The following is a 24,066-nucleotide window of genomic DNA, read 5'->3' as shown; positions in this document are numbered from 1 at the left end:
CGAGAGCCGGTGGGTGAGGGCCGTGCTGTCTGCAGTGACAGCACGGCCCTCACCCGAGCGGCGGCGGCTTCGTCCCCACGGGCCGCCGCCTTCCGGGGCGCGCCTCGAGCAGATGGTGCTCGGGCGGGTGCGGCCGAGCCGACCGCACCGCACAAGGCCCCGAGATCTCCGGGTCATCTCTGGTTCAGACGGAGATCGGTTCGTGGTCCTCGTCCGTCCGGTCCACCCGGGCTCCGGGACGGTTCCTTGTTGAGCTGCTCGCCCTCCACGTCGACGTTGGGCAGACTCCGCTCCAGCCGGCGCGGCAGCCACCAGGCCCGCCGGCCGAGCAGAGCCAGTACGGCCGGAACGATCGCCATGCGCACCACGAAGGCGTCGAAGAACACCGCGATCGCGAGGCCGAAACCGATCATCTTGATCATCTGCTCGCTGGAACCGATGAAGCCCGCGAAGACCGCGATCATGATGACTGCCGCCGCGATCACCACGCGGGCACTGTGACGGAAGCCGGTGACGATCGCCTCCTCAGGCTGCTGGCCGTGGACGAACGCCTCGCGCATCCGCGTGACCAGGAAGACCTCGTAGTCCATGGCGAGGCCGAAGACCACGCCGATCATGAAGATCGGCATCATCGACATGACCGGGCCGGTCTGCTCGACGCCGAACAGCGAGCCGAGCCAGCCCCACTGGAAGACGGCCACGACGGCGCCGAGCGCGGCGACGACCGAGAGCAGGAAGCCGAGCGCTGCCTTGAGCGGCACGAGCAGCGAGCGGAACACCACCATCAGCAGCAGGAACGCGAGGCCCACGACCAGCGCGAGGTAGGGCAGCAGCGCGTCGCTCATCTTCTGTGAGAAGTCGGTGTTCAAGGCGGTCGCACCGGTGACATAGACGTGGTCGCCGCTCTTGTCCCGGATGTCGTGGACCAGGTCCTCGGTGGCGAGCGAGGACGGCCGGCCCTTCGGGATGACCGTGATCATGGCTGTGTCGCCGGCCTTGTTGAAGGTCGGCGGGGTGACGGCGGCCGCGCCGTCGAGATCGCGGATGAGGTCGATCGCCCGGTCGGCCTCGGCCTTGTCGCCGTCGACGACGACCATCAGCGGGCCGTTGAAGCCAGGACCGAAGCCGTCGGAGAGCAGGTCGTACGCCTTGCGCTGGGTGGTGCTGACGGGCTGCGAACCGTCGTCGGGCAGGCCGACCTCCAGCGAGGCGGCCGGCACGGCGATCGCGCCGAGGCCGACGACGCCGACGAGCAGGACGGCGACCGGGTGACGGAGCACCAGACGCGCCCAGCGGGCGCCCACGTTCGGCTTGCCGGAGACGGCCTTGCCCTTGCGGACCTTGCGGCCGAGGACCCGGTCCCCGGCGAAACCCAGCAGGGCCGGAATCAGGGTGAGAGCGATGAGTACCGCGATGACGACGGTACCGGCCGCGGCGAAGCCCATCTTGGTGAGCAGGGGGATGTTGACGACGGCCAGGCCCACGAGGGCGATGACCACGGTCAGGCCGGCGAAGACCACGGCCGAGCCCGCAGTGCCGGCGGCCCGTCCGGCGGCCTCCTCCTTCTCGCGTCCCTCGGTGAGTTCCGCACGGTAACGGGAGACGATGAACAGCGCGTAGTCGATGCCGACCGCGAGGCCGATCATCATGGCGAGCGTCGAGGTGGTCGTGCCCAGGTCGAGGGCGGCGGCCAGCGCAGTGATCGTGGAGATGCCGATGCCCACGCCGACGAGCGCGGTGAGCAGCGGCAGACCCGCGGCGATCAGCGACCCGAAGGTGACGACCAGGACCACCCCGGCGATCACCACACCGATGATCTCCCCGGCACCCGTCTCCGGCGCGGCCTGCAGCGCGTCGCCGCCGATCTCGACAGTGAGCCCGTCGTCGCGGGCCTGCGCACCAGTCTCCTTCAGGGCGTGGAGGGTGTCGTCGGTCAGCTCCATGGAACCGACCCGGTAGGTGACGGACACGTACGCCGTCGAGCCGTCCTTCGACACAGCCTGCGCCGTGTACGGGTCGGTGACGGAGGCGACCTGGCCGGAGCCGGACTTCAGCGCGGCGACCGCGCCGGTGACCTCGGCCCTGGGACCGGCGTCCGTCATCTTCCCGCCGTCGGGCGCCTTGAAGACGATGCGGGCGGTGGCGCCGTCGGCACTGCCACCGGGGAAACGTTCCTCTAGCAGGTCGAAGGCCTTCTGGGCCTCTGTGCCGGGAACGGAGAAGGACGACGAGGTGGCAGCCGGCGCGGACGCCGCGCCGAATCCGGCGAGCGCCAGCAGGGCCACCCATATGAGGGCCACAAGCCTGCGGCGACGGAAGGCCAGCCGCCCTAGTCTGTAGAGAAACGAGGCCACGAGGGCTCCCTGTTCATCGAGGGGGATGAGAGGAACAGGTTCGGCCTGCCTCCTTGACCACTCAGGTCAGAGAACTGCGCCGCACATCAGGTGCGGGTCCTCTCAGGTACTCATCGTCCTTCCGGCTCTGAGCCCTTCACATGAGTAAACGATGCCTATAAATCCCCGCTGTGTACGGCAGGTCCGCCGACGGCAGGAACAGGGCAGGCGGGAGCAGAGCCGGCGGCATCGGATTCGGGCGCCGGCGGTTTCCCGCAATGGCCGTGTGCACTCATCAGTTCCGCACGAGTAGCTCTGGGCCGTCGGTGAGGGCACCGAATGGGCAAGGTGTACTCGCGCCGGCAAGACCGTTGCGGGCCATCGCGCACGACAGACATGACACCACCGGCGGCCACGCCTCAGCCGGCCGCGTCGCCAACCTCTCCGGGCAGCACGTGGCTCGGCTCAAGGGTGGCCGCGATGGCCGGTGCCAGGCCGTCTTCGATCTCGTCCCGTGTGAGGGCGGTCAGCGCAGGAAGGCGCAGCAGGTAGCGGGTCAGCCCGAGGCCGAGGAGCTGGGAGGAGACCAGGCCGGCCCGGCGTGCGGCGAGCTCGGGGCCCAGGGCCGCGACCAGTGCCGGGGCGATCTGGGTCGCGAAGATCTCGTGCATCCGGGTTGCCGCATGTTCATTGGTGACCGCCGAGCGCAGCAGGACCAGCAGCGCGTCGTCGGCCGGGTTGCCCTCCCAGCGTTCGAGGAAGTGCCGCACCAGCGCCCGCGCCAGTTCGTTCGGCGCAACGGCTGTGAGGTCCGGCAGCCGCAGGTCGATGGCCAGCGCCGCGTCGAAGAGCTGTGCCTTGTTGCCGAAGTAGCGCATGACCATCGAGGGGTCGATGCTGGCGTCGGAGGCCACGGCGCGGATGGTGGTGCGTTCGTAGCCCTCCGCGGCGAATCGCTCACGTGCGGCGCGCAGGATCGCGGCCCTGGTCCGGTCGGAACGCTTGTCTGTGCTGGTGGTCTCAGTACCCGGCGTCATGTCAACGATTGTAGGCCAACAGTGGTTGACTTTCCAGTACTGATCTGGGCATCCTGTCAACAGACGTAGGCCAACGATTGTTGGCCTTCCTTCTGGATGCGAACGGAAGACTCCGCCATGAACACCACCGCACTCCCCGCCCGCACCGAGGTCGCCATCGTCGGTGCCGGCCCCGCCGGCCTCGCGCTCGCCGTCACTCTCGCCGCCGCCGGCATCGACTTCGTCGTCCTGGACAAGCTGGCGGAGGGCGCGAACACCTCGCGTGCCGCCGTCGTGCACGCCCGCACCCTGGAGGTCCTGGACGAGCTGGGAGCCTCCGAGGAGCTGATCGCGCGCGGCATCCAGGTCACCCGGTTCGCCGTCCGCGACGGCTCCCGCCGGCTGCTGACCGTGCCGTTCGACAAGCTGCCCACGGCGCACCCGTACACGCTGATGGTTCCCCAGTACGAGACCGAGAGTGCGCTGCTGGACCGGCTGCGGGCGCTCGGCGGCGATGTGCACCGCCCGCACGAGGTCACTTCGGTCGTCCAGGACGAGGACGGCGTCACGCTCACCACGAGCACTGGGCAGACACTGCGCGCCGCATACGCCGTCGGCACCGACGGCATGCACAGCACCGTGCGCGAAGCGTCCGGCATCGGGTTCACCGGCAGCGCCTACAGCGAGTCCTTCGTCCTCGCCGACACCGTTATGGACTGGACTCCGGGCCCCAGCGAGGTGTCGCTCACCTTCGGCACCGCCGGTCTCACCGTCGTCGCGCCGCTCCCCGGCGGCCACTACCGGGTCGTCGCCACCGTGGACGACGCTCCGGACACCCCCGACCTCGCGTTCGTCCAGCAGCTGCTGGACGAACGCGCCCCCGGCCTGGCCAAAGTCACGGGCGTTGCCTGGTCCTCACGGTTCCGGGTGCATCACCGGGTCGCCGACCACTACCGGGCCGGCCGTGTGTTGCTGGCCGGAGATGCCGCGCATGTGCACAGCCCCGCCGGCGGCCAGGGGATGAACACCGGTATCCAGGACGGCTACGCCCTGGGCCAGGCGTTCGCCACCGGGCAGCTCGACGGCTACGAGGCCCGGCGCCGCCCCGTCGCCCAGCGGGTGGTCGCCTTCACCGACCGGATGACCCGCATCGCCACCACCCGCAACGCCTTCGCCCGCGGCGCCCGCAACATCGTCCTTCCCCTGCTTGGCCACACCGCCCTGCCCAAGAAGCTCGCCACCGAACTCGCCGAGCTCAACTACCGGTAGAGACACCCGTGAGCGGCTTTTCGCGCGACTCGCTCCGGCCCCTGACTCGCACGTCCGCCCCGCCGATCTCGCCGAGCGGCTCACCGCGGCCGGCTTCACCGCGGAGCTCCCCGAGACGCTCATGATCACGGAGATCGCCGTGCTGCCGAAGGACACCTCGCCGCCGGCGGGCATCGGCTTGGAGACGGTACCGACGCTGCGGGGGCCGACCTCCTCGCCGAGGCCGACGAACGTGCCTTCGGCACCTTCGACACCCACCTCCGCGAAACACCTGCCGGCCCAACTGGGCAGCGATGACGTCCACATGACCGTGCCGATGGCGGGCGACCAGGCGGTCAGCGGGGCCCGGCTGGAACTCCACCCGGGCACGCACTTCGCGAGTCTGTGGGGCGGGCGAACCGTGAAGCGGCGGCTTTCCACGGCGCGGACGCCGCCAGCTTGCCATGCGATGAGGAGCAGAACGGCCGCGGTCACATTTCAGGTGATTTTGGGTCTGCGGGTCGCTTGGTATTCGAGGGTCTTGGCGAGGTCGGCTCGGTTGCGCACGCCGAGTTTGAGAAAGATGTGCTGGAGGTGATTGTCGATGGTACGGACGGAAAGCGTGAGGTGCTGGGAAATCGCTTTGCTGGAGTTCCCGGCGGCGGCCATCAGGGCGATCTCTTGTTCGCGTTTGGTCAGTCGGCCGGAGGGGGTGCCGAGGGCGGACAGGAGTGGAGTTCGGGCGCCTTCGCACTGGGCTGCGAGGGCCGTGGCGCGAGTGGTGCCGGCGGTGGCTTTGCGTGGGTCGCCATGGTGTGTCCAGGCGCTGGCGGATGCGGCTGCTGCCTCGGCGGCGAGGATGGGCGAGCCCATCTGTTCGAGGTCGTGTGAACAGTCCATCAGGCGGCCGGGGTCGTTGTCGGCAAGGGCGGTCACGAAGTGTGACCGGGCATGGGTGAGTGCTCCGTCGCAGTCGGAGGCGAGTTCGGTGAGGCGGTGCCGGACCCCCGGGGCGTCGCCGAGGCGTGCGATGTCGGTGAGCAGGAGGACCTCGGACAGGATGTGGCCGGTGCGGCGAGCGTGGGCAGCCGCAGTGTGCAGGACGTCGCGGGCGCGGCTGAGGTTGCCCCGGGCCGCGTGCAGCCAGGCGGTGCCGAGCGTCTCCTCGCCGGCCATGAAGTCGGTCGGTGCGTACTGTTCAAGATCCGCGAGCAGGGACTCTGTCGTGTTCATGTCGCCGGTCAGTGCCGCGCAGGCGATCAGGCCCGATACGAAGAGCCTGGTGGTCCTGGTGTGCTGGTGCGTGCGTGCGAGGGCGGCGGCTTCCGCGTACCAGCGGCGGGCACTGGACGGGTGCCCGGCCAGCCACTCCGTTCGTGCGCTGTAGTAGGCGAGCCACTGGCGCGCGAGGGGGGAGGGTGAATCCTGAAGCCTGTCGAAGGCGCTCAGGCAGGCCTCGCGAGCCTGAGCGATCAGACCGGTCTCCGAGAGCGCCAGGGCGAGGGGCGCCAGTTGGATCGCGGGATGGGGCAGCAGCGTTCCTCCGCCGATCGCCTGGTGCATGCTGTGCCCGTGCTCGGCCAGGGCCCTGGCCTGTGCCACGCGGCCGACAGCGGCCAGGCCCAGGGCTTTCGCGGTCACTGCCAGCAGCCAGATGTCAGGGCTGTCCTGAGGCGGGGCTCCGGGAAGGCTGTCGAGGAGCCGCAGTCCGGCCTCGGGCTGCCCGGAGGCGGCCAGCATGGCTCCTTCCATGAAACGCAGCTGTTGCTTTGCCGTCCGGCTTCGCAGCACCGCGTGGGCGGCAGTGCAGACGGAGAGTGCTTGGTCGAGTCGCGGGCTGGACCAGAACAGATTCATGCTGCGGACCGTTACCGCGGTGATCTTTTCCTGGTCGTTGCGAGCGTGGGCGTCGGCCTCGGCGAGGATGGCTTCGGCGCGGTCCAGATGGCCGGTGTACGTCAGCACCCGGCCCAGCAGGACCCGGGTATCCAGGGTGCGCTGGTCCGGTTTGATCGCGGTGAGCAGCTCGATGACCTGTTCGTTGTCGTTGGAGTTCATCGCGACGGTGGCGGCGCGGGCGAGGAGGGCGCGGTCGGCGGTGCCGATGGCCGCCAGTCGCCAGGACGCGATGTGCAGGGCGTCGTCGCGGCGTTTGAGCCCGTGGGTTTCGAGCCGTTCGGCCAGGTTCAGGCCCAGGTCGTGGCGCTGGAGGGGCGAGATGCCGGCGGCGATGACCTCGCTGTACAGGGGGTGGGACAGCGCGACGGTGATCCTACGTCCGTGTGCGGTTACCCGGATGATACCCGAGCTTTCGACTTCGGCCAGGTGGGCGCGGTCGATGATGGACGCGGCGTCGGTCACGGACAGGGTGCCGCAGAGGGCGAGGGATTGCAGGAGGGGGAGTGCCGCGGGCGGCGCCGACGCGATTTTGGCGGTGATCAGGTCATTGAGGTGCGGGGTGACGGCGAGCCACTGGTCGGGAATCTCCCAGACTTCGCCGTTGAGGCCGAGGGTGCCTGATTCGACGGCTCCCAGGACGAGCTCTCTCAGGAACAGGACGTTTCCACCGCTTGCGGTGAACAGCGCGTGCAGGGTGCGGCTGCCGACGAGGCCGCCGAGGACGCGCTGGACGAGTGCGTGGACCTGGGTGCGGTCCATGTGGGACAGGTCGATGCGGCGGACGCGGTCCCCGCGTTGCAGTAGGGCCTCGACGGCGTCACCGACCGGTTCACCGGTGCGGGCGGTGCCGAGCAGGGCGATGACCTGGGAGTCCAGGAGCTGGCCGAGCAGGACGGCTGAGGAGCTGTCCAGAAGGTGCATGTCGTCGACGAACACCACGGTGGGTTTGCCCGGCGGTCCGGCCAGGGTCTGGGCGACAGCGCGGAAGCCGCTGACCGGGTCGGTCAGGTCGATGCCCGGGGGCAGCAGGTGGGAGATCGCGCTGAGGGGTATCTGCGCGGCGGCCTTGCTGGCCACGGCCCTCGCGGTGCGCTGTCCGCTCACGGCGATCGCCAGTCCCAGGAACTCCTCGGCCAGACGGGTCTTGCCCACTCCGGCCGGCCCGCAGATCATCCAACCGTGGGTATGTCCGTCAGACAGGTCCCGGGCGAAGGAATCCAGGAGTGGCTGCCGCCCCACGAGCGGCCATCTGTCTGCCCAGCCCTGCATGCGACTGCTCCCTCAAGGGGCGACCGGTCAGCCAATGCTACCGAACCGCACAGACGGCCGGTGATCGAGGGACGGGGAGCCGCCCTGTGCCAGTCGACCCGGCATCGCCTTCCATCGCACAGCTGACCTGCGCCTGGCTTCACGGCTTCCGACGCGTTCGCATCCGCTGGGAACGTCGAACTGACATGTATGAAGCGTTCCTCAAGCCGGCCTGCTGTCCGATCACCCACCGACAGCCGCGCGTGGGGGGGGGGGGGGGGGGGGGGCAGACGCCTGAACCGCTCCGGGATCGGTGGAGGCTCTATGCGTTGGCTCAAGCCGCCGGTAGGGGCTGGAGCGATCAGTTCCGTTTTGTGGAGGCCGATCGGGATTCCATGAGCGCGTTGTTCAGGGCATCGCCGACGGTGTCGATCGACGCGTCGATGCCGGCGTCGAGGACGTGCGCGGTGAACGCGAATGACGTGTGTCGGCTGCCCGCGTCCGAATGATGAACAAGCCCTGGACCAGAGGGAGTTCCAGCGCGGTCGCGTCGCCACAAGGCCATGTCGAGGACGTCGAGGACGAGCTTGGCCCGCTTGCTGGTGGCGGCGGACCAGCCCACGATCGCCCGGGAGAACACGTTCACGACGAACGCGACGTAGACGACCCCGGACCAGGTGGCGACGTAGGTGAAGTAGGCCCCTCCACCGCTCGTTCGGACGGGACGCGGTGAGGTCGCGCCTGAGCAGGTCGGCGGCCCGATCGGCGCCCGGTGGGCGGCTCCGCCTCCGACGCGGGTCTGATGACAGCTGCAGGGATGTTGCCCATGCTGTTCACCCTGGCGGGCGGTCCAGGGGCTCATCGCTGCGCTGCTGCGCTGCGGAGGTTGCGTACCTCGTCCTGCTGATGATCGCGTCCGGCAGGCCTGAACGGTTGCGGCAGGCCAATGCCCCGCGCGGCTTCGTCCAGTCGTCCGGGCCGGTGTTCGGTCCGGCCCTGGCCGGCGGCCTGGTCGTGTCGACCGGCTCGGGTGGTGTCCTGGGCCTGTATGCCCTGCCCTTTCGCTGCGAGCTGGGACCTGTCCTTGCCGACCCACGAGTGGGGCGGGGCGGCAAGCTGATCGGTCGTGGTCGAGGCTTTCGGCGTCGGCTCGACCGCAGGCGATGTATGTATATACGCCTCCCGGCTCAGCATTGCGCGCCCCATGGACGTCCGCCGCCGTGGCACGCACCGCGGCCGGCTTCACCGCTGGCCTCCCCGAGACGCTCATGGTCACGGAGATCGCAGCGCTGCCGAAGGGCACCCTTTGATCATCAGAGGTCGCGTCGTTACTTCCAGTCGGGCGAACCGGCCAACTGCGGCCGCCCTCGGGCGAACCGCTCATCTCGTCGGCCGAGAAGGCATCAGTCCTGGATCCGTCAGCGTTTCGGGTGTCTGGCCTGCCTGCCGCCTTTCGTTACGGAACCAGAATGATCTTCCCGATCGTCCGTCCCTGCTCACCGAGCCGGTGTGCATCAGCTGCTTCGCCGAGCGGAAAAACTGTGCCGACGTGGACGGTCAGTTGGTCGTTCTCGGCCAGGTCGGCCAGAATCTCCAGATCGGAACGGTCAGGTTCCACCAGCATGAATTCTGCCCGAAGGCCGCTCTGCGCAGCCCAGTGGACTGCTTCCACGTCGATGCCGTTCAGTGCCACGACTCGTCCGCCAGCCACCAGTGTGCTGGCCAGCTCCCGGATCTGGCCGGCGACCGTGGCGAGGAGAATATCCACATCACTGACCTGCGAACCCACCTCAACGCTCTGGTAGTCGATGACCTCGTCCGCTCCAAGTCCCCTGACGAAGTCGTGCTTTGCAGCGCTCGCTGTTCCGATGACGTAGGCACCGCGACTCTTGGCGATCTGAACGGCAAGGTGTCCCACCCCTCCGGCTGCGGCCGGAATGAGCACCCGCTGGCCGGCGTCGAGTCCGGCGGTGGTCACCAGGGCCTGCCAGCCGGTGAGACCGGCAAGAGACAGGCCAGCCGCCTGCACATGGCTCATCCCGGACGGCTTGAGGGCCAGATGTCGGGACGGAGCGGTCACATAGTCCGCATAGGCTGCCGCTTCCAAGGGGAACCGAGGCATGCCGAAGACCTCGTCCCCGGGCTTGAACCGGGTCACCCCGGGGCCGACCTCCGTCACCACTCCTGAGACATCCCAGCCGACGGAGAAAGGCGGATCTCCCAGGCCTCCACCACCCCGCACCTTCCAATCGACAGGATTGACCCCCGCCGCCTTGACCTCAACGAGAACTTCTGTTGGCCCAGGTACCGGAATTTCAGCCTCGACGGTTTCAAGGACTTCTGGACTACCCAACCTGCTCTGGATTACCTTGCGCATTTATTGATTAATGCCAGATTGAAGCATGGCTGGCATGAGTAAAGCATACTCAACGACAGGCACCCTGGCTTTGTAGGTGAAAGCTGAGTTTTGACACTGCCTGCGTGCTTGCGCTGGGAGCATTGAAGTGCGCCTTGTCGCGATCACGGGCTTTTTCACATGGCTGGCGTCCGTGTTCGTCGCCTCGGTCTTGCAGGCGCGGCCGTGCCGAGCGGCTGCCTCAGGATCACCCGGCCGACGCTACAGCGCGGATGGCCGGAGTGGATCGGCTGACCAGAGTCCCGATCGGCAGGGATGCGACCGCGGGTATCGCCAGCACAAAGCGTCCGAGGACCGAGAAGCTGGCAAGCCATGATCCCCGCGCCCGAGTTGACCGTGCACCGGAAGTCGGTCGACCGCGCGCCCGCCCGGCTCCGCAGCCCGGTCGAGCGGGCCTTCGCCCAAGTTGGTATCTCGTTACTTCCGCCCTGCAGGCGCAGGGGGATCATGAGCCGTCGCCCGTTCGGGGGGCTGTGGCGCGCAGGGAGTACATGATCGGCAGATGGGTGTCACCGAAGGGGAACCGGTACATGCCGTCGGGGCCTTGAGGCAGGATGTGGCGGCCGTCGGACTCGGTCTCTGTGTGCTCGCCGACTCGCTCGACGAGCAGCCCTGCCGAGGCGGCAGCGGTCACGATCTCGCCGAGTGAGTAGGGGTACTGGACCGTCTCCTGCGGCACCATCTCGGCGTTCGGATCGGCATAGGAGCCGCTCATGACGGAACGCTGGGGCTCGCCTCCACCGTAGGGCCAGTCTGCTACGAAGGGCTCAATGCTGAGCACGGTCTGGAAGGCGGGGTGGAGGTCGACGAGCACGAGCCGGCCCCCGGGGCGAAGCGTCCCTGCGGCGCCGCGCATCCACGCGTCGAGGTCTCCGATCCAGGACAGAATCCCGTAGGTGGCAACGACGAGATCGAATCTGCGCGCCAGACTGTCGGGCAAATGCTGGGCATCCGCCTCGATGAACTCTGCGGCCAGTCCGGCACGCTCAGCCAGGGCTTGGGCCCGGGCGATGGCCACGGGGGAGAAGTCCACCCCCGTGACCCGGGCGCCAAGACGGGCCCAGCTCATGGTGTCCATGCCAAAGTGGCAGTGCAGGTGAAGAAGATCCTTTCCCGCCACGTCGCCGGCGAGCTCCCGCTCGATGCCATGCAGTGTCTGCCGACCTGCGAGGAAGTCCTCCACGTTGTAGGACAGGTCGTTGGGACTCGTTCCGTGGATCTTGGCCAAGGTGTCCCACAGGGCCTGATTGGCGGCGAGCCCGTCGGCAGGATCGACGCTCTGCGCGCCGGTCGCCTCAGTGGTGAGGTTGTCGTTTGCAGCCATCCCATGCCTCCGGTTGACGGTCGAACTCGTCTTCGACCTGGTTGGTGGCAACACCATGCCGGTCGGCTTGGGAGACCAGCATGAGTACCGACTACTCGAATTAACATGGCCGTTTCGCTTGGGCGGGGCCGGTTATCGACGGGAAACGCGAAAGCGCCTTCCTGAACTGGGACGATGAACCTTGGCGAGGGGTTCTGTCGTCGTCAACGGAAGGCACTTCGCACTTTCTGCGTGCAGGCCGTCGGTTCGCGGATCTGGCCTTCCTGGAGTCAACGCCACCTGGCTGGACTCAGGTGAGTCGCTTGTGCATGACGACGCAGGGGCGGCCGTGCTGGTTGTCGGTGCGGCGGTCGATCTCCTGCCAGCCCAGGGAACTCCAAAAGACGAGGGAGGCCGGGGTGTTCTCAAGGACGGCCAGCCGAATTCCGTCCCGGCCTTCGTGGCGGAAACGTTCCTCGACGAGGGCGGTGAGCCGGCGGCCGAGGCCCTTGCGGTGGAGGTTGCCGTGCACCATCAGCAGCCCGATCCAGGGCCGGCCGTCTGTGGGGTGGCGGTCGAGTAGGCAAAGGAGCCCGACGAGCTGTCCCGACCCATCGCGGGCGAGTAGTACCTCGCAGCCTTCGGTGCCGGCTTCCTCGCGCAGGTCGGCTTCGACCTGATCGGCCCGGACATTCTCGGGGTCGTACTCGCCAGCGGCGCGGCAGTACTCCGGGTTGCTCGCGTAGAGGTCGACCACTTCAGTGATCTCCTGCGGAGAGAAACGGAGCGGCGAAAGAGAGACGGTGGACATGCGGGCCAGAGTAGCCAGCACTTCCGGCCGTTGCTGACCGCGAGAAGAGGGCATCCGAGATCAGGTTGTGAAGAACAGCGATGGCTGGGCAGGCCGCCGCGGCTGACGGATTCCGAGCTGGTCTGCCTGGCGGTGGCCCAGGCGATGCTGGAGTTCACATCCGTGGCACGGTGGCTCAGGTACGCGGGCAAGAACCTGACGTCGATGTTCCAGCCCACCTGCCCAAGCAGCCGGACTGGAACAAGCGGTTGCGGGCCGCGTTGCCGCTGGTCAAGAAGGCGATACGCATGCTCGGGGCCGACACGGACTACTGGTTCGACGACCACCGGATCGTGGATTCCACCCCGGTGGAGTGCGGCCGCTCCCGGCCGACGGTGAAACGCTCCGACCTGGCAGGCTGGGCGGGATACGGCTACTGAGCCTCGCACTCCCGGTTCTTCTGGGGCCCGCGCCTGTATCTGGTGTGCACTCCGCCCGGGATGCCGATCCTGTGGGCTTTGGCCACCCCGAAAACGGACGAACGCGAGGTCCCGCAGGTCATGCATCGATGCGATGCCGGACTGGTCGCCGACCGGCCCGGACTGCTGATCATCTCCGACAAGGGCTTCGCCTCCAAGGAGTTCGAGACCGACCTCGCCCTGCGTGGTGGGGCCTCCCCCTGAGTGGTGGACACGCTGATACTGGATCTGCTTGATCCGGAGGAAGCGAGAAGACCGCCGATGGCGATGAAGGACTATTCAGACGAGTTCAAGGCCGATGCCGTGGCCCTGTACGAGTCCACGCCCGGGGCGACCTACAAGAGCATCGCCGCTGACCTGGGCGTTAACCGGGCAACCCTGCGTGAGTGGGTGCTGCGGGACCGCGAACGCCGTGGCGTCACCGCCGCGGCTGCGAGGCCGGCCGCACGCCGGGAGACGCTACCGTCCACTGATCCGGACGAGCGAGTGCGGCAGTTGGAGGCCCGGGTGGCCGAGCTCGAGGCGAGTGAGCGCAAGCTCGCCACCGAGCGGGACATACTCCGCAAGGCGGCCAAATATTTCGCCGGAGAGACGAACTGGTGAGGAGCCGCTTCCAGTTCGTTGACGACCACCGGGACACCTACGAGGTGAAGCGGCTCTGCCAAGTCCTGGACGTGAACAGGTCCAGCTACTACAAGTGGCTCGCCGGCGCCGAGGCCCGGGCCACCCGGCAGCGGGAGGACCGGATCCTGGCCGAGGAGATCCGCGAGGTCCACGGCGAGTCCGGCGGCGCCTACGGCTCCCCGCGAGTGACGGCCGAGCTCCGCGAGAAAGGGCGGCGGGTCAACGAGAAGCGGGTCGCCCGGATCATGCGGACGTTCTCCATCACCGGCATCCGCCTGCGCAGACGCATGCGCACCACCGTCCCGGACCCGGCAGCCTCACCGGTCCCGGACCTGTTCCAGCGGGACTTCACCGCCACCGAACCCGGCCTGAAATACATGGGCGACATCACGTATCTCCCGCTCGCAGGCGGGAAGTTCCTCTATCTCGCGACCGTGCTGGACTGCTTCAGCCGCAAGGTCGTCGGCTGGTCCATCGCCGACCACATGCGCACCGCCCTGGTCGCCGACGCACTGCTGATGGCAGCCTCGACCCGTAGCCGCCTGGGCGGCGCCGTGTTCCACACCGACCACGGGGCCCAATACGGATCCCGGGCCTTCGCCGATCTCTGCGGCCAATTCGGGGTGACCCGGTCGATGGGTGCGGTCGGCACCAGCGCGGGCAACGCGGCCTGCGAGAGTTTCCACGCGTCCCTGAAGCGCGAGACCCTCCAAGACGCCCGCGACTACGGCGACGCCGACACCTGCAGAAGGACGGTATTTGCCTGGCTGACCCGCTACAACACCTACCGTCGACACTCTGCCAACGGCCACCTCAGCCCCAACGAATATGAACGCCGACACCACACCGCTAAACTCACGCTCGCCGCGTGATCAATAACCGCGTGTCCACCTTCACGGGGGAAGGCCCGGTATCGAGCTGATGCGGCCCTCGTTCAAGCGCGAAAAGAACGCGAAGGCCGATCGCGCGCTCGCTCATCGCCTATGACCACTGATCATTTGGAATGACCCGTCCAGGCGTCATCTATCTCGCCTATGTCACCAGGATGTTCAGCGATCCGCCGCCCGGATGAATGTGCCTGTACGGCAGCGACGACGCGGAAGGTCGCTGCCACGAGGAAGGCCGCTGGGTGGTCGGCAACTGCGCCCGACTGAGCCTGTTGCACCGTGCGGGGATCCTGGGCGGTAGCGAGGTCACAGCTCCTGCGACCGTGGCATGCCGCCTCGTGCGGCATGGCGAGAATGTCGCAAGCCCGCGCCGCTGACACGCCGCGCCTGGCCAGCTCAGGAGGTGGCCGGGTGGCCGGATCTTGCGCAAAGCTGTCACTGCTGATGCTTTTAGGTCGAGCCCGCTGTGGCGAAAATGGACATTCAACCTTGTCCAGTGCCAACGCCCGGGCAATGGATGCCCGAACCTGTCAGGAGAGTCATGGCCCTGGAGATGCGCGACCGCTGCGAACGATGTGAGGGTGCGCTGCCGGCGCAGGACTCATCGGCCCGCATCTGCTCGTACGAGTGCACATTCTGTGTGTCCTGCAGCGACGCCATGCAGGACACGTGCCCCAACTGCGGCGGTGAACTCGTCCCGCGCCCTCGCCGTGCGCCGGCCTCCGCTGCCGAGGTCGTAGGCGGTCAGTGACCGCTTGACGGGCTGGCCGGTGTGGTGGTTGTGCCAGATGGCGGCGGTCAGAGCGAGGATCCGCTGGAGCACGCGGACGATCACGCCACCGGGAGTGAGGCCTCGGTGGCGCTTGAGGTCGAGCTGTCCCTTGAAGGCCTCGTTGATCGACTCGACGACCTGCCGTAGCGGTTTGAACAGCTGCGATCCGGGCCGCTCGGCCTCCCTTGCGGCGGGACGCAGCAGCTGGATGCTCAGCTCGGCCAGTTGCGTCTCGAACTCGCGGCCGAAGTAGTTCTTGTCGCCGATCAGCGTCTGTCCGGGACGGTCGTCGAGGTGTGCCGGCTTGGTCGCGATGTCGAACAGGATCTCGCGCTTGTCGGCCTTCGCCCCGGTCAGCGCGAAGACAATCGGCAGGCCGCCCAGAGTGCACACCAGGTGCAGTCGAAGCCCCCGGAAGTAGCGCGAGTGGCTGGAGCAGTGGCCGTACTGGGCCCAGCCGGCCAGGTCGGAGCGTTTGACGGTTTCCCGGGAGCGGCCGCACTCGACCGGCGTGGAGTCCACCACCCACACGTCGTCGGTCCACCGTGCGGTGTCCATGGCCCGCGCGCGGCTGGCGTGCCGGATGAGTCCGGCCTTCCTTGCCCAGCTTCACACCGATCCCGTCCTCCCTCACGTCAGCCCGTGGCGAGGGCGAGAGCGACGCCAGGACGGTCAGCTGACTCGGCCGGGCACACCTCATGCGCCAGCCACGTGATCAGCCGGTCCGGTATCAAGATCACCGCTCTAGTCTTTGAGGCGAAGACCCGGGTCCCGGAGTCGGCCTCGGAGGTCCCGGCCGTCGCGTGGGACGCCCTACGACTGACTGGGCAAAGCGACGCAGCGTCCCCGAGGCGAGATGCGGACCGCGTTGAAGCTGGACGAGTGACTGACGGCGCATCTTGCGGCGGTGGAGCTCCGCCGGGCAACTCTGCGCCATCGGGTGTGATGCGGTTGCGGGCCATGGTCCAGCATAAAATGCCTGATCACATGAGGTGTGCGAATGTTATCGTCGCCCGCATGCCTGAACTGATCCCACCCACCGGTCGACTTCAGTCCTCATGGCTCGCGGCGCGTGACGAGTGGTCTCCAGGCGCTCACCAAGCCGGTACTGGCTTGGGCCTCATGCCCGAGGCTGACCTCGACGACCCCGCCGTCTTCTCGGCGTGGGTAGAGCAACTGCAGCAGCAGTCGGACAGGTCAGTTGCCCTGAGAGATGGGTGGGTCCACGCCACCCACTGGTGGATCGTCGAGGGCGACAGCTATCTGGGAGCCATCGATCTGCGGCACCGTCTGAACGCCTTTCTGTTCCATAGCGGCGGGCACATCGGATATAGCATCCGGCCCTCCGCCCGAAGGCGCGGCCTGGCCACGTGGGCTCTCGGGGCTGTTCTCCCCGAAGCCCGTGCGCTCGGTCTGGGCCGCGTCCTCATCACATGCGACGACGACAATGTCGCATCGGCGCGCACCATCGAGCGCAATGGCGGCGTTCTGGAGGACGTCCGCACCACCGACGAGGGCATCAAGCGCCGCTACTGGATCACACTGTAGGCAAGCGGTGTGGTGGTGCTGGTTACAGCCACTCGTTGATGGCCGCCACCAGCACGGTGGCCTCGTAGCGGACCGAGAGCTTGTCATATCTGGTGGCCACAGCACGGTTGCGTTTGAGGGGATTGATGCCGCACTCCACCGCGTGGCGCTCGCGGTAGTCGGCCGGATCGAAATGTGGCGGCCGGCCGCCACGGGAGCCGAGCTTCTGGCGGTTGCGCGCTTGGTCAGCCTTGTCCGGGATGGTGCAACGGATCCCGCGGCGGCGCAGGTAGGCGCGGTTCTTGCGGGAGGCGTACGCCTTGTCAGCGCGAGGGGGGCGGACGCGCGGCCGACCAGGCCCGATGCGGGGCACGCGGACTTTCTCCAGCACGGGTTCGAACTGCGGCGAGTCCCCGCGCTGCCCTGCCGTGACCACGATCGACATGGGCTTTTGGCCCTGCTCGACGGCCAGGTGCAGCTTGGTCGTGAACCCGCCACGCGAGCGTCCCAGCCCGTGATCACCGGGCTCGATGAACCGGCCACCCGGTGCTTCCTTCTGCAGATCACCCTGCTTCCGAGCCCCAGCCGCATGCTGATGGGCGCGGCATACCGTCGAGTCAACGCTCAGGTCCCACCTGATCGCACCCTTCGCGTCGGCCGGCGACTGGAGCCGGATGAGGCCCCTGTGCCATGTGCCCTGCCGCTGCCATCGGCGGAACAGGTCGTAGACCCGGCCCCACGGCCCGTACTCATCGGGCACGTCCCGCCACGGAACCCCGGTCCGGACCCGGAACCGTATACCGTCGATCAACTGGCGCCGAGGCCAGACGGGTGGCCGCCCCGCCTTCGTACCCTTCGGCAACACCGGCTCCAGCGCCGCCCACTGCTCGTCTGTGAGATCTCCCCGCCCCATGAACCGAATCATTCCTCGCGCAAGATCCACTTTCGATACACGGCCTAGGGACAGCCGCAGGACAGGACAGGCGAACGAACGTCCCGGCCACGGACGTCAGCTACCCCTGAGCCGGCGCTGCGCCAACCGACCGCATGGCAAGGCGAAGGCGGCGCCGATTCCACGTCGCGCATTCCTTCCGACGTGCTCACCACCGGCCCCGGAGGCCCGGCAGAGCGCTGCTCCCAGATACGGAGCCGAGCGCCGGCTGCCCTGCCGCGGACCGGTAGAACGAGATCCGGAAAGCCGGTGGCCGCCCGTCCGGCAGCCGCCCCCACCCCGCACGAAGCCGTACACAGCGCCTCGCCGTGCGGCGAAGGCGGGCAGCTGCCGTCGACGGCTGTGACCGGCATGCACGAACCGCCGGAGCCTTTCGCGTTGGCGCCCCCGGCGCATGCTCTTCCACCGGCGCCATCCCGTGGGCGCTGCCCTGACCGCAGTGCCCCGCCCCGAGCGTTTCCAATGGCGTCAACTCGCCATCTCCGCCGGTCTGCAGCCCGGGACGCGGCGCGTTCTTCGGTACCCGTTCCACCAGGGCAACGGCGCTCGCTCACCCCCCTCCGCCGCCGGGGTCCATGTTCCGGCCGAGGTTCGCTGCGGACAGGTGTCTGCCGCCTCCGCCGCCGGGGTCCATGTCCAGGTCGAGGCGCCAGCTCGCCGCCGCGGTGCTTCGGTGCCCGTTCGCCGGGGTGCCCGAAGTGCCGGCCTGCGCCATCGAGGGCACAGCCACCACTGCAGTTGCTACCGACGCGAGGGCAATAGCCCTTGTCATTCGTTTCATGTACACCGTTCCTGGATGCGGGCAGGTACGACAGAGGCGGATTGGATCCCTTCCTCAATGGGCTCATCCTGTGTGTCTCCTGTACGACGGCGCTTGAGTACTGCGTACTCAGACCCGGCCGCCGCCAAGCCCGTGGGCGAACCTGCGTATGAGGTCACGAGACTTCAGGCGGTCAAGAGCCCACCATGCGGATGCGGAGAAAACGCGCTCATGGCGCGGCTCACCGCCGCCGCCGACCACATCACCACGACCCGGCTCGCCACGGCCCGGCAGACGTAAGCCAAAGCAAGACACGTCGACAGGATGGGTCTCCCCTGCTCGAACGGAGTCGAGTGCTTGGGGAAGGGTGGACAAGTACGTGAAGCCACCGGGACCCTCGCTCCGTCCTTCGGCCATAGCCGACACCGCACGCTCACCCCCGCCCACAGGTTGGAAACAGCCGTGTGCCACGAACAAGAGGAGGGGCTCGATGTAGGAGAGCCGCTGCGATTGATGCTGTGCAGGAGATGAAGGATTTGGCCCTTCGGAGCCGCCCTGCGGGGGGAGGCTCCAAACCGCCACATGCTGCGGAAGCGGTGACGCGACCGTGGTGAGCGATGTGGAAAAGGCACTCTTTGAAGTGTCAGGTGGGGATTAGGAAGACGAGCGCGAGCGAATCACTGATGACGTGTCGTTATCCAACTCAAGTGGCATCAAAACCGGGGCGATGGCTTTTGCTCCGGGAGGAGTCTGGCGGGTTCCCGTTTATTGGCCAGGCGGTGTCCGGCATGGAGGTGACGTGAGCCTGATCTGCTGCTCTTGTACGGAACGTGGGAAGACATGCCTCGACACTGCAGCCCGGTGCGGGCGCGAGAGGGAGCACTCCAAGCGGTGACCACCGTGAGGATCCGAGTACCGTCGCGGGGCATGTCGGCGGACCGGCCCGTAGTAGTGCTGAAGCCCCTGTAATGGGGGTGGAGCGAAGGGGCCGGGTCACTCGTGACTGTGGGAGTTTGACCAACCGGAGGTTCTCCGGGAGGAGTCGAGGGACCAGTTGAAGTCGTCGGAGAAGTCGTTTGATATTTCGAAGTGGGAAGTCTGGGAGGCGTTCCAGGAGGTAAAGAGGAATCAGGGCGCGCCGGGAGTGGATGGGCAGTCCATTGCTGACTTTGAATCAGATCTTCGGGGCAACCTGTACAAGATCTGGAATCGGATGTCGTCAGGGGCTTACTTTCCCCCTCCGGTGCGAGCGGTGGAGATCCCGAAGCAGCATGGTGGCGGCACGAGAATGCTAGGTATTCCCACTGTCGCCGATCGCGTTGCTCAGACCGTGGTGGCCAGGCACCTCGGAGTCCGGGTGGAGCCTGCGTTCCACGAGGATTCCTATGGATACCGGCCACGTCGGTCGGCTCTGGATGCGGTGGAACGCTGCCGGGAACGGTGCTGGAGGAAAGACTGGGTGATCGATCTCGACATTCAGAAGTTCTTCGACAGCGTCCGGTGGGACCTCATCGTCAAGGCCGTGGAGGCTCACACCGATGCCGTCTGGGTGATTTTGTATGTCAAGCGGTGGCTCCAGGCGCCGCTTCGACTGCCCGACGGCACCTTGCAGAAGCGGGACCGGGGGACCCCGCAGGGGTCTGCCGTTTCGCCCGTGCTGGCGAACCTGTTCATGCACTACGCGTTCGACCTGTGGCTGGCCCGGGCCTTCCGGGATGTCCAGTTCGAACGGTATGCCGACGACGCGGTCGTGCACTGCGTCAGCGAGCGCCAGGCCCAACAGGTCCTGACGGCGCTCGGGAACAGGATGGAAGAGGTCGGGCTGCGGTTGCACCCCGACAAAACCAAGATCGTGTACTGCAAGGACGGGAACCGGCGCGGTGCCTACGAGCACACGTCGTTCACCTTCCTCGGGTTCACGTTCCAGGCCCGCAGGGCGCGGAACAGGAGAGGGAAGAACTTCACCAACTTCCTGCCCGCGATCAGCAAGGAGGCCCTGAAGAAGATCAGTGGGGAGGTCCGTTCCTGGCGGATCCACCTGCGGATCGGCCTCACCTTCGCCGAACTGGCCCGCAAAATCAACCCGATCGTCCGCGGGTGGATGCAGTACTACGGAGCGTTCTACCGCTCCGAACTGCTGCCCCTCCTACGGCGCATCAGCGCCTACCTGATGCGCTGGATCCGCAAGAAGTACAAGCGATTTCGGTCGTTCAAAGCAGCCCACAAGTGCTGGCAACGCATCACCAGCCGGCACCCCAGGCTCTTCGCCCACTGGGCTTGGACACCGTGTTTCTGGTGATCAGAGTGACAAGAGCGGAGTGACGGGAGACTGTCACGCTCCGTTCTGTGGGAGCCCGGGGGTGAGATCCCCCGGGCGACCCGACCACTCTCCCTCCGGCCGTGCGGAAGGATCCTTGTCGCAAAAAACGCTGGCTGTTGAACTTGAACTCGTGATGTCGGCCTGACCTCGGGTGTCGGCCGACATCAATCAACTTGCAGTAGCTGACTCGGCTTACCAGGCGGGGCGCTTGTCCTGACGGTCCGTCGAGAAGCCGGTGGGCACGGTCGCTTCGGTCCGCAACAGCAGGCCCGGGTCGGGCGGAAATTCATCGGTTGTCGGCGCTGGGCCGTGCAGGCGCCTATGGCCCGGGACCGGCAATTCGACCAGCACACCGTCGCGCATCATCCACAGCCCGAAGCAGTCATCTTCCTCGTCATGGATCAGCACCTGCACGCTCGCCGGATACGGCCACGCCAGGGATTCCAAGTGCCGCAGCAGACCTGACCGCGGACGCACGCGGTTGAACTCGATCATCCACCCGTCAACAAACATGTCCAGCCGCTCGAAGTGGCCCCGCCAGCTGCGCGAGTCATCCGGCCGTGTCAGTGGCTCCATCACATCGTCCGCGTACGGCGCCAGCACGATGACCTGCGCAATTCTGCTCATGCCGAAGTATCAGCGCACTCCATGGGCCGGTGGCAATCGAATTCCGAGGCGACGGGCGAGGGAGAAGACCCGCCTGGGCAGCGGCAGCACCCAGTAAGCCGACGGGACCACATCCGCGAAGCCGATCACTTGCTGAGGGTCAGGCCCGTGCCGGCCAGGCAGCCGTCGATGACCTCCGGCCGGTACTGAAGCATCTTGAGCTTGCGTTTCACGGCGCGGGTGATCTGACTGAGGTCCGCAGCGGCAAGGTTGCCGATGTCGCGTTTGACCAGCGACCAGATGCCCTCCTGCGGGTTCAGGTCCGGGGCATACGTCGGCAGCTGGAAGACGGTGAGCCAGTCGGCATTGGCCTCGAAGAACTCCCGCAACGGCGCGACCAGATGCATGCGCAGGTTGTCCCACACGAGGACGATCGGGCCGCCCAACTGCGTGCGGGCGCGGAGAATCAGGTCGCGGTAGTCCTTCCAGCCGAAGCCCTTCGGTTCGTCCTTGCGGCCCCGGTACTCACGGATCGCGTAGATCAGCCGGGACCGCTCACCGGGCTTGTAGCAGGTCATGCCCGCCATCGACACCCGGCCCGAGCCACGTCCACGCACGCGGACAACTGGGGTACTGCCTTGGCGGCCCCAGGTCCTGGCACGCGGCGGCGTCATCGACTGGCCGGCTTCGTCCTCGAAGACCACCCAGGCGCTGTTCGCCGCCGCGGTGCTCTTACCCGCGGCCAGACCTCCCGCTTCCACAGCTCCACCGCGTCGCCATCGCGCTCGATCGCGCGCCGAGCAGGCTGCTGCCAGGACCAGCCGTGCCTCCTCAGCAGCCGCCACGTGCCCTCCACGGTGTACGAGACGTGGAACAGCCGGCCGATCATCGTCTTCACCCGGGCCAGCGTCCACCGCTGATCGGTCCACCCATGGGCCAGCGGGCCACGCTCCAACTCCCGCTCCAGCCTGGCCATCTGCGTCTCCGACAGGCGAGGCCGCCCCGGCGATCCCTTCGACGCCACACCGGCCAGGCCCTCCTCGCGCCACTGGCGCCGCCAGCGTTCCACCGACCGCTCCGAGACCCGCAACGCGGCAGCAATCTCCCGATTCTTCTCCCTGCCCTCGAAGCACGCCACGGCCTGGACCCGGACCCGCTCCCGCGCGGCCCTCTCGGCGTCGGTCAAGCCACCACCCTGCGGATATCTCACCTCACCAGGGCTACCGAGCCCACCTGCACGCTGTCCGGCGAACAGCCCGACATCACCCGATCAAGTTCAGTAACCTCGGTGAACCTTCCCGACCACAGCAGGACCAGCGGAAATCCAGAGTGCGAGCCTGATAAGCGCCTTCCCGTGACCTCCGGCTGGGACATAGGAAAGGAACCGCGGGAGCTTGGTGTGCCCGCGGTCCTCCGGATAGGCAGAGATTACTCATGTCCGCCGGCCGAACTCACGGTTGACTCACCCTGTCTTGCCCGCCGAGAAGCAGAGCAGCACCGAGGCGTGGGCAATCCCAGGTTCGTGAGAGCTGTCAACTCAAAACGGCGACCCATGCGCGGGGCCGGGACCCCTGCCACCCCACGAGGCTTGCGGACCACCGAGGCGGCAGGGCAACCGCATCCCTCCGCCCGGCGTCCCGCGCTTCCTGATTTCCGCCCGCAACACCCCGGCTGTGCCGCTCGACCACCCCCTGCAGGCGATAGCCGGCTCCGCCCCGGCGACAGAGCAGCACCACAGAAAGAAGAAGGACAGCACGATGAAGAAGCTCATAGCCCCCTTGTGCGCAGCGTCGACAGCCGTCGTTCTGGCATTCATGCCGACCACGGCACAGGCAGCCGGAATCGAGGACGGCGCGCCCCTGGTGGCCGCTCAGAACGAGATCATCGACGAACTCGCGACGCTCGGCTGGCCAGGACAGGACCCGGAGAACTTCTACCCCGGTGCTCTCGGCCACCCCGACGCCACCGCAGCCTCGGTCGTCTGGGGCACGCCCGGGAACCCCAGTTCCTATCAGGTCGAGGCCAAGTGCGCCCAGTTCCTCACCGCCTCGCTGAAGCACGCCTACACCTGGGCCACCGACGCGTGGTTCACCTCCGGCGTAGGCTTCCGCAGTCCCTCCGCGGAGCAGTACTACGACGCCTTCACCGACACCTCCGCCGGCGGTGCGCTCGAGGATATGAGCGACCACATCAGCCGCCCCTCCGCGCAGCGGGTCAGCGACCTGCACGCAGGATCCGTCATCGCGGTGAAGTACCTGGACGGCTCGGAGGGAGGAGCGACCGGGCACATGATGACCGTGCAGTCCGTGACACCGTTCGAGCGCGACGGCAACAGTGCTACCCAGGAGTACGCGGTCAGGGTCGCCGACAGCACCTCCGCCCCGCACGGCGTCGCATTGTCCTCCAAGACGTCGCCCCACTGGGCGTTCAAGGACAGCCGGGTCGAAGGCTCTCCGGGACTCACCACGAAGGAATGGAGCGGCGCCGGCCGGGGAACGATCTTCATTCAGGCCGACACGACGACTGGCAAACCGACCGGCTACTGGTGGGGCCGCAACGAAGCCGCGTTCAACACGGTCGCCAACCGCCCCATGGTCTTCGTCGACATCACCCGCTGACGCGTGCAGGCGGGGACACTCCCCGTCACCTTTGGCCGAGTGATGCGGTGCCGCTGCCAGTCACTGATCTCGACATCCTGGCGGGGGGAGACACGGACACCCTGGCGTACCGTCTGTGGACGCCACCGCTCCGCCCGCCTCAGGCAATGCTCACTGAGCTCTTTCAGTGTGGCCACCGATCGGGTGACAGGAGCCGTGGCGACAACGCACAAGGCTCCCGTGCGCCGTTGGGGGAGGCGTTCGAAGTCTCAACCCATCGGTGCAGACG

16 protein-coding genes and 3 pseudogenes are annotated in these 24,066 nt (G+C 67.4%); 8 read left to right on the top strand and 11 right to left on the bottom strand.

Going from position 1 to position 24,066, the window contains the following annotated elements; genetic code table 11:
* Nucleotides 1-173: 173 nt before the first annotated feature.
* Both RWE79_RS01535 and RWE79_RS01530 read right to left on the bottom strand, forming a co-directional pair.
* Entirely contained in the window at nucleotides 174-2,354 is a 2,181-nt protein-coding gene (locus RWE79_RS01535) for an MMPL family transporter (protein ID WP_475938171.1), read from the bottom strand.
* A 398-nt stretch (nucleotides 2,355-2,752) separates the two neighbouring features.
* Complete coding sequence (locus RWE79_RS01530) at nucleotides 2,753-3,370, bottom strand: TetR/AcrR family transcriptional regulator (RefSeq protein WP_475938170.1); 618 nt, start codon at nucleotides 3,368-3,370, stop codon at nucleotides 2,753-2,755.
* A 117-nt stretch (nucleotides 3,371-3,487) separates the two neighbouring features.
* Here RWE79_RS01530 and RWE79_RS01525 point away from each other — a divergent pair, with 117 nt between their 5' ends.
* Complete coding sequence (locus tag RWE79_RS01525; RefSeq protein ID WP_475938169.1) at nucleotides 3,488-4,618, top strand: FAD-dependent oxidoreductase; 1,131 nt, start codon at nucleotides 3,488-3,490, stop codon at nucleotides 4,616-4,618.
* Between the two features lie 477 nt (nucleotides 4,619-5,095).
* On the opposite strand, the gene RWE79_RS01520 is transcribed toward RWE79_RS01525, so the two are convergent.
* Nucleotides 5,096-7,765, bottom strand: a complete 2,670-nt coding sequence (locus RWE79_RS01520; protein ID WP_475938168.1) for a helix-turn-helix transcriptional regulator — start codon at nucleotides 7,763-7,765, stop codon at nucleotides 5,096-5,098.
* Between the two features lie 128 nt (nucleotides 7,766-7,893).
* Between RWE79_RS01520 and RWE79_RS01515 the strand changes: the two are divergent.
* Nucleotides 7,894-8,007: pseudogene (locus RWE79_RS01515) on the top strand (IS5/IS1182 family transposase); the annotation flags it as partial.
* Nucleotides 8,008-8,105: 98 nt separating this feature from the next.
* Here the strand turns inward: RWE79_RS01515 and RWE79_RS01510 are convergent.
* From RWE79_RS01510 to RWE79_RS01495, 4 genes are all read right to left on the bottom strand, one after another.
* On the bottom strand, nucleotides 8,106-8,606 hold the full coding sequence (locus RWE79_RS01510) for a DDE-type integrase/transposase/recombinase (protein WP_475938167.1): 501 nt from the start codon (nucleotides 8,604-8,606) through the stop codon (nucleotides 8,106-8,108).
* A 594-nt stretch (nucleotides 8,607-9,200) separates the two neighbouring features.
* Complete coding sequence (locus RWE79_RS01505) at nucleotides 9,201-10,121, bottom strand: NADP-dependent oxidoreductase (RefSeq protein ID WP_475938166.1); 921 nt, start codon at nucleotides 10,119-10,121, stop codon at nucleotides 9,201-9,203.
* A 484-nt stretch (nucleotides 10,122-10,605) separates the two neighbouring features.
* Nucleotides 10,606-11,484: a class I SAM-dependent methyltransferase gene (locus tag RWE79_RS01500; protein ID WP_475938165.1), complete on the bottom strand. Its 879-nt coding sequence runs from the start codon at nucleotides 11,482-11,484 to the stop codon at nucleotides 10,606-10,608.
* A gap of 289 nt (nucleotides 11,485-11,773) precedes the next feature.
* Nucleotides 11,774-12,274 (bottom strand): N-acetyltransferase family protein, encoded by a 501-nt coding sequence (locus RWE79_RS01495; protein ID WP_475938164.1) that lies wholly within the window; start codon nucleotides 12,272-12,274, stop codon nucleotides 11,774-11,776.
* Nucleotides 12,275-12,304: 30 nt separating this feature from the next.
* Here RWE79_RS01495 and RWE79_RS01490 point away from each other — a divergent pair.
* The 3 genes and pseudogenes from RWE79_RS01490 to RWE79_RS01480 all read left to right on the top strand — a co-directional run.
* Nucleotides 12,305-12,921: pseudogene (locus RWE79_RS01490) on the top strand (transposase family protein); the annotation flags it as partial.
* Nucleotides 12,922-12,993: 72 nt separating this feature from the next.
* Nucleotides 12,994-14,228, top strand: a protein-coding gene (locus RWE79_RS01485; protein ID WP_475938163.1) for an IS3 family transposase whose coding sequence is annotated in 2 segments (ribosomal slippage) — nucleotides 12,994-13,314 and nucleotides 13,317-14,228 — 1,233 coding nt in all. Because the reading frame shifts where the segments join, the coding sequence is not laid out codon by codon here.
* Between the two features lie 556 nt (nucleotides 14,229-14,784).
* Nucleotides 14,785-14,994: a DUF1272 domain-containing protein gene (locus RWE79_RS01480; protein WP_475938162.1), complete on the top strand. Its 210-nt coding sequence runs from the start codon at nucleotides 14,785-14,787 to the stop codon at nucleotides 14,992-14,994.
* Here RWE79_RS01480 and RWE79_RS01475 read toward each other — a convergent pair.
* A pseudogene (locus RWE79_RS01475) lies at nucleotides 14,977-15,615 on the bottom strand (transposase); the annotation flags it as partial. The gene RWE79_RS01480 and the pseudogene RWE79_RS01475 overlap by 18 nt on opposite strands.
* Nucleotides 15,616-16,032: 417 nt before the next feature.
* Between RWE79_RS01475 and RWE79_RS01470 the strand changes: the two are divergent.
* The gene (locus RWE79_RS01470) at nucleotides 16,033-16,563 is read left to right on the top strand and encodes a GNAT family N-acetyltransferase (protein ID WP_475938161.1); all 531 of its coding nucleotides are present in this window, start codon (nucleotides 16,033-16,035) and stop codon (nucleotides 16,561-16,563) included.
* 22 nt (nucleotides 16,564-16,585) lie between these two features.
* Here RWE79_RS01470 and RWE79_RS01465 read toward each other — a convergent pair whose 3' ends face one another.
* Complete coding sequence (locus RWE79_RS01465; protein ID WP_475938160.1) at nucleotides 16,586-17,455, bottom strand: IS5 family transposase; 870 nt, start codon at nucleotides 17,453-17,455, stop codon at nucleotides 16,586-16,588.
* A 1,853-nt stretch (nucleotides 17,456-19,308) separates the two neighbouring features.
* On the opposite strand from RWE79_RS01465, the gene ltrA reads away from it, so the two are divergent.
* Nucleotides 19,309-20,553: a group II intron reverse transcriptase/maturase gene (gene ltrA / locus RWE79_RS01460; RefSeq protein ID WP_475938159.1), complete on the top strand. Its 1,245-nt coding sequence runs from the start codon at nucleotides 19,309-19,311 to the stop codon at nucleotides 20,551-20,553.
* Nucleotides 20,554-20,766: 213 nt separating this feature from the next.
* On the opposite strand, the gene RWE79_RS01455 is transcribed toward ltrA, so the two are convergent.
* Nucleotides 20,767-21,201 (bottom strand): hypothetical protein, encoded by a 435-nt coding sequence (locus tag RWE79_RS01455; protein ID WP_475938094.1) that lies wholly within the window; start codon nucleotides 21,199-21,201, stop codon nucleotides 20,767-20,769.
* 125 nt (nucleotides 21,202-21,326) lie between these two features.
* Nucleotides 21,327-22,390, bottom strand: a protein-coding gene (locus RWE79_RS01450) for an IS630 family transposase (RefSeq protein ID WP_475938158.1) whose coding sequence is annotated in 2 segments (ribosomal slippage) — nucleotides 21,327-21,943 and nucleotides 21,943-22,390 — 1,065 coding nt in all. Because the reading frame shifts where the segments join, the coding sequence is not laid out codon by codon here.
* A gap of 547 nt (nucleotides 22,391-22,937) precedes the next feature.
* On the opposite strand from RWE79_RS01450, the gene RWE79_RS01445 reads away from it, so the two are divergent.
* Nucleotides 22,938-23,798 (top strand): hypothetical protein, encoded by an 861-nt coding sequence (locus RWE79_RS01445; protein ID WP_475938157.1) that lies wholly within the window; start codon nucleotides 22,938-22,940, stop codon nucleotides 23,796-23,798.
* The last annotated feature ends 268 nt before the right edge of the window (nucleotides 23,799-24,066 follow it).

This window comes from Streptomyces sp. RLA131, assembly GCF_056270125.1.
The sequence above is the reverse complement of the archived record's forward strand: the minus strand, read 5'-3'. Positions and strand labels throughout refer to the sequence as shown.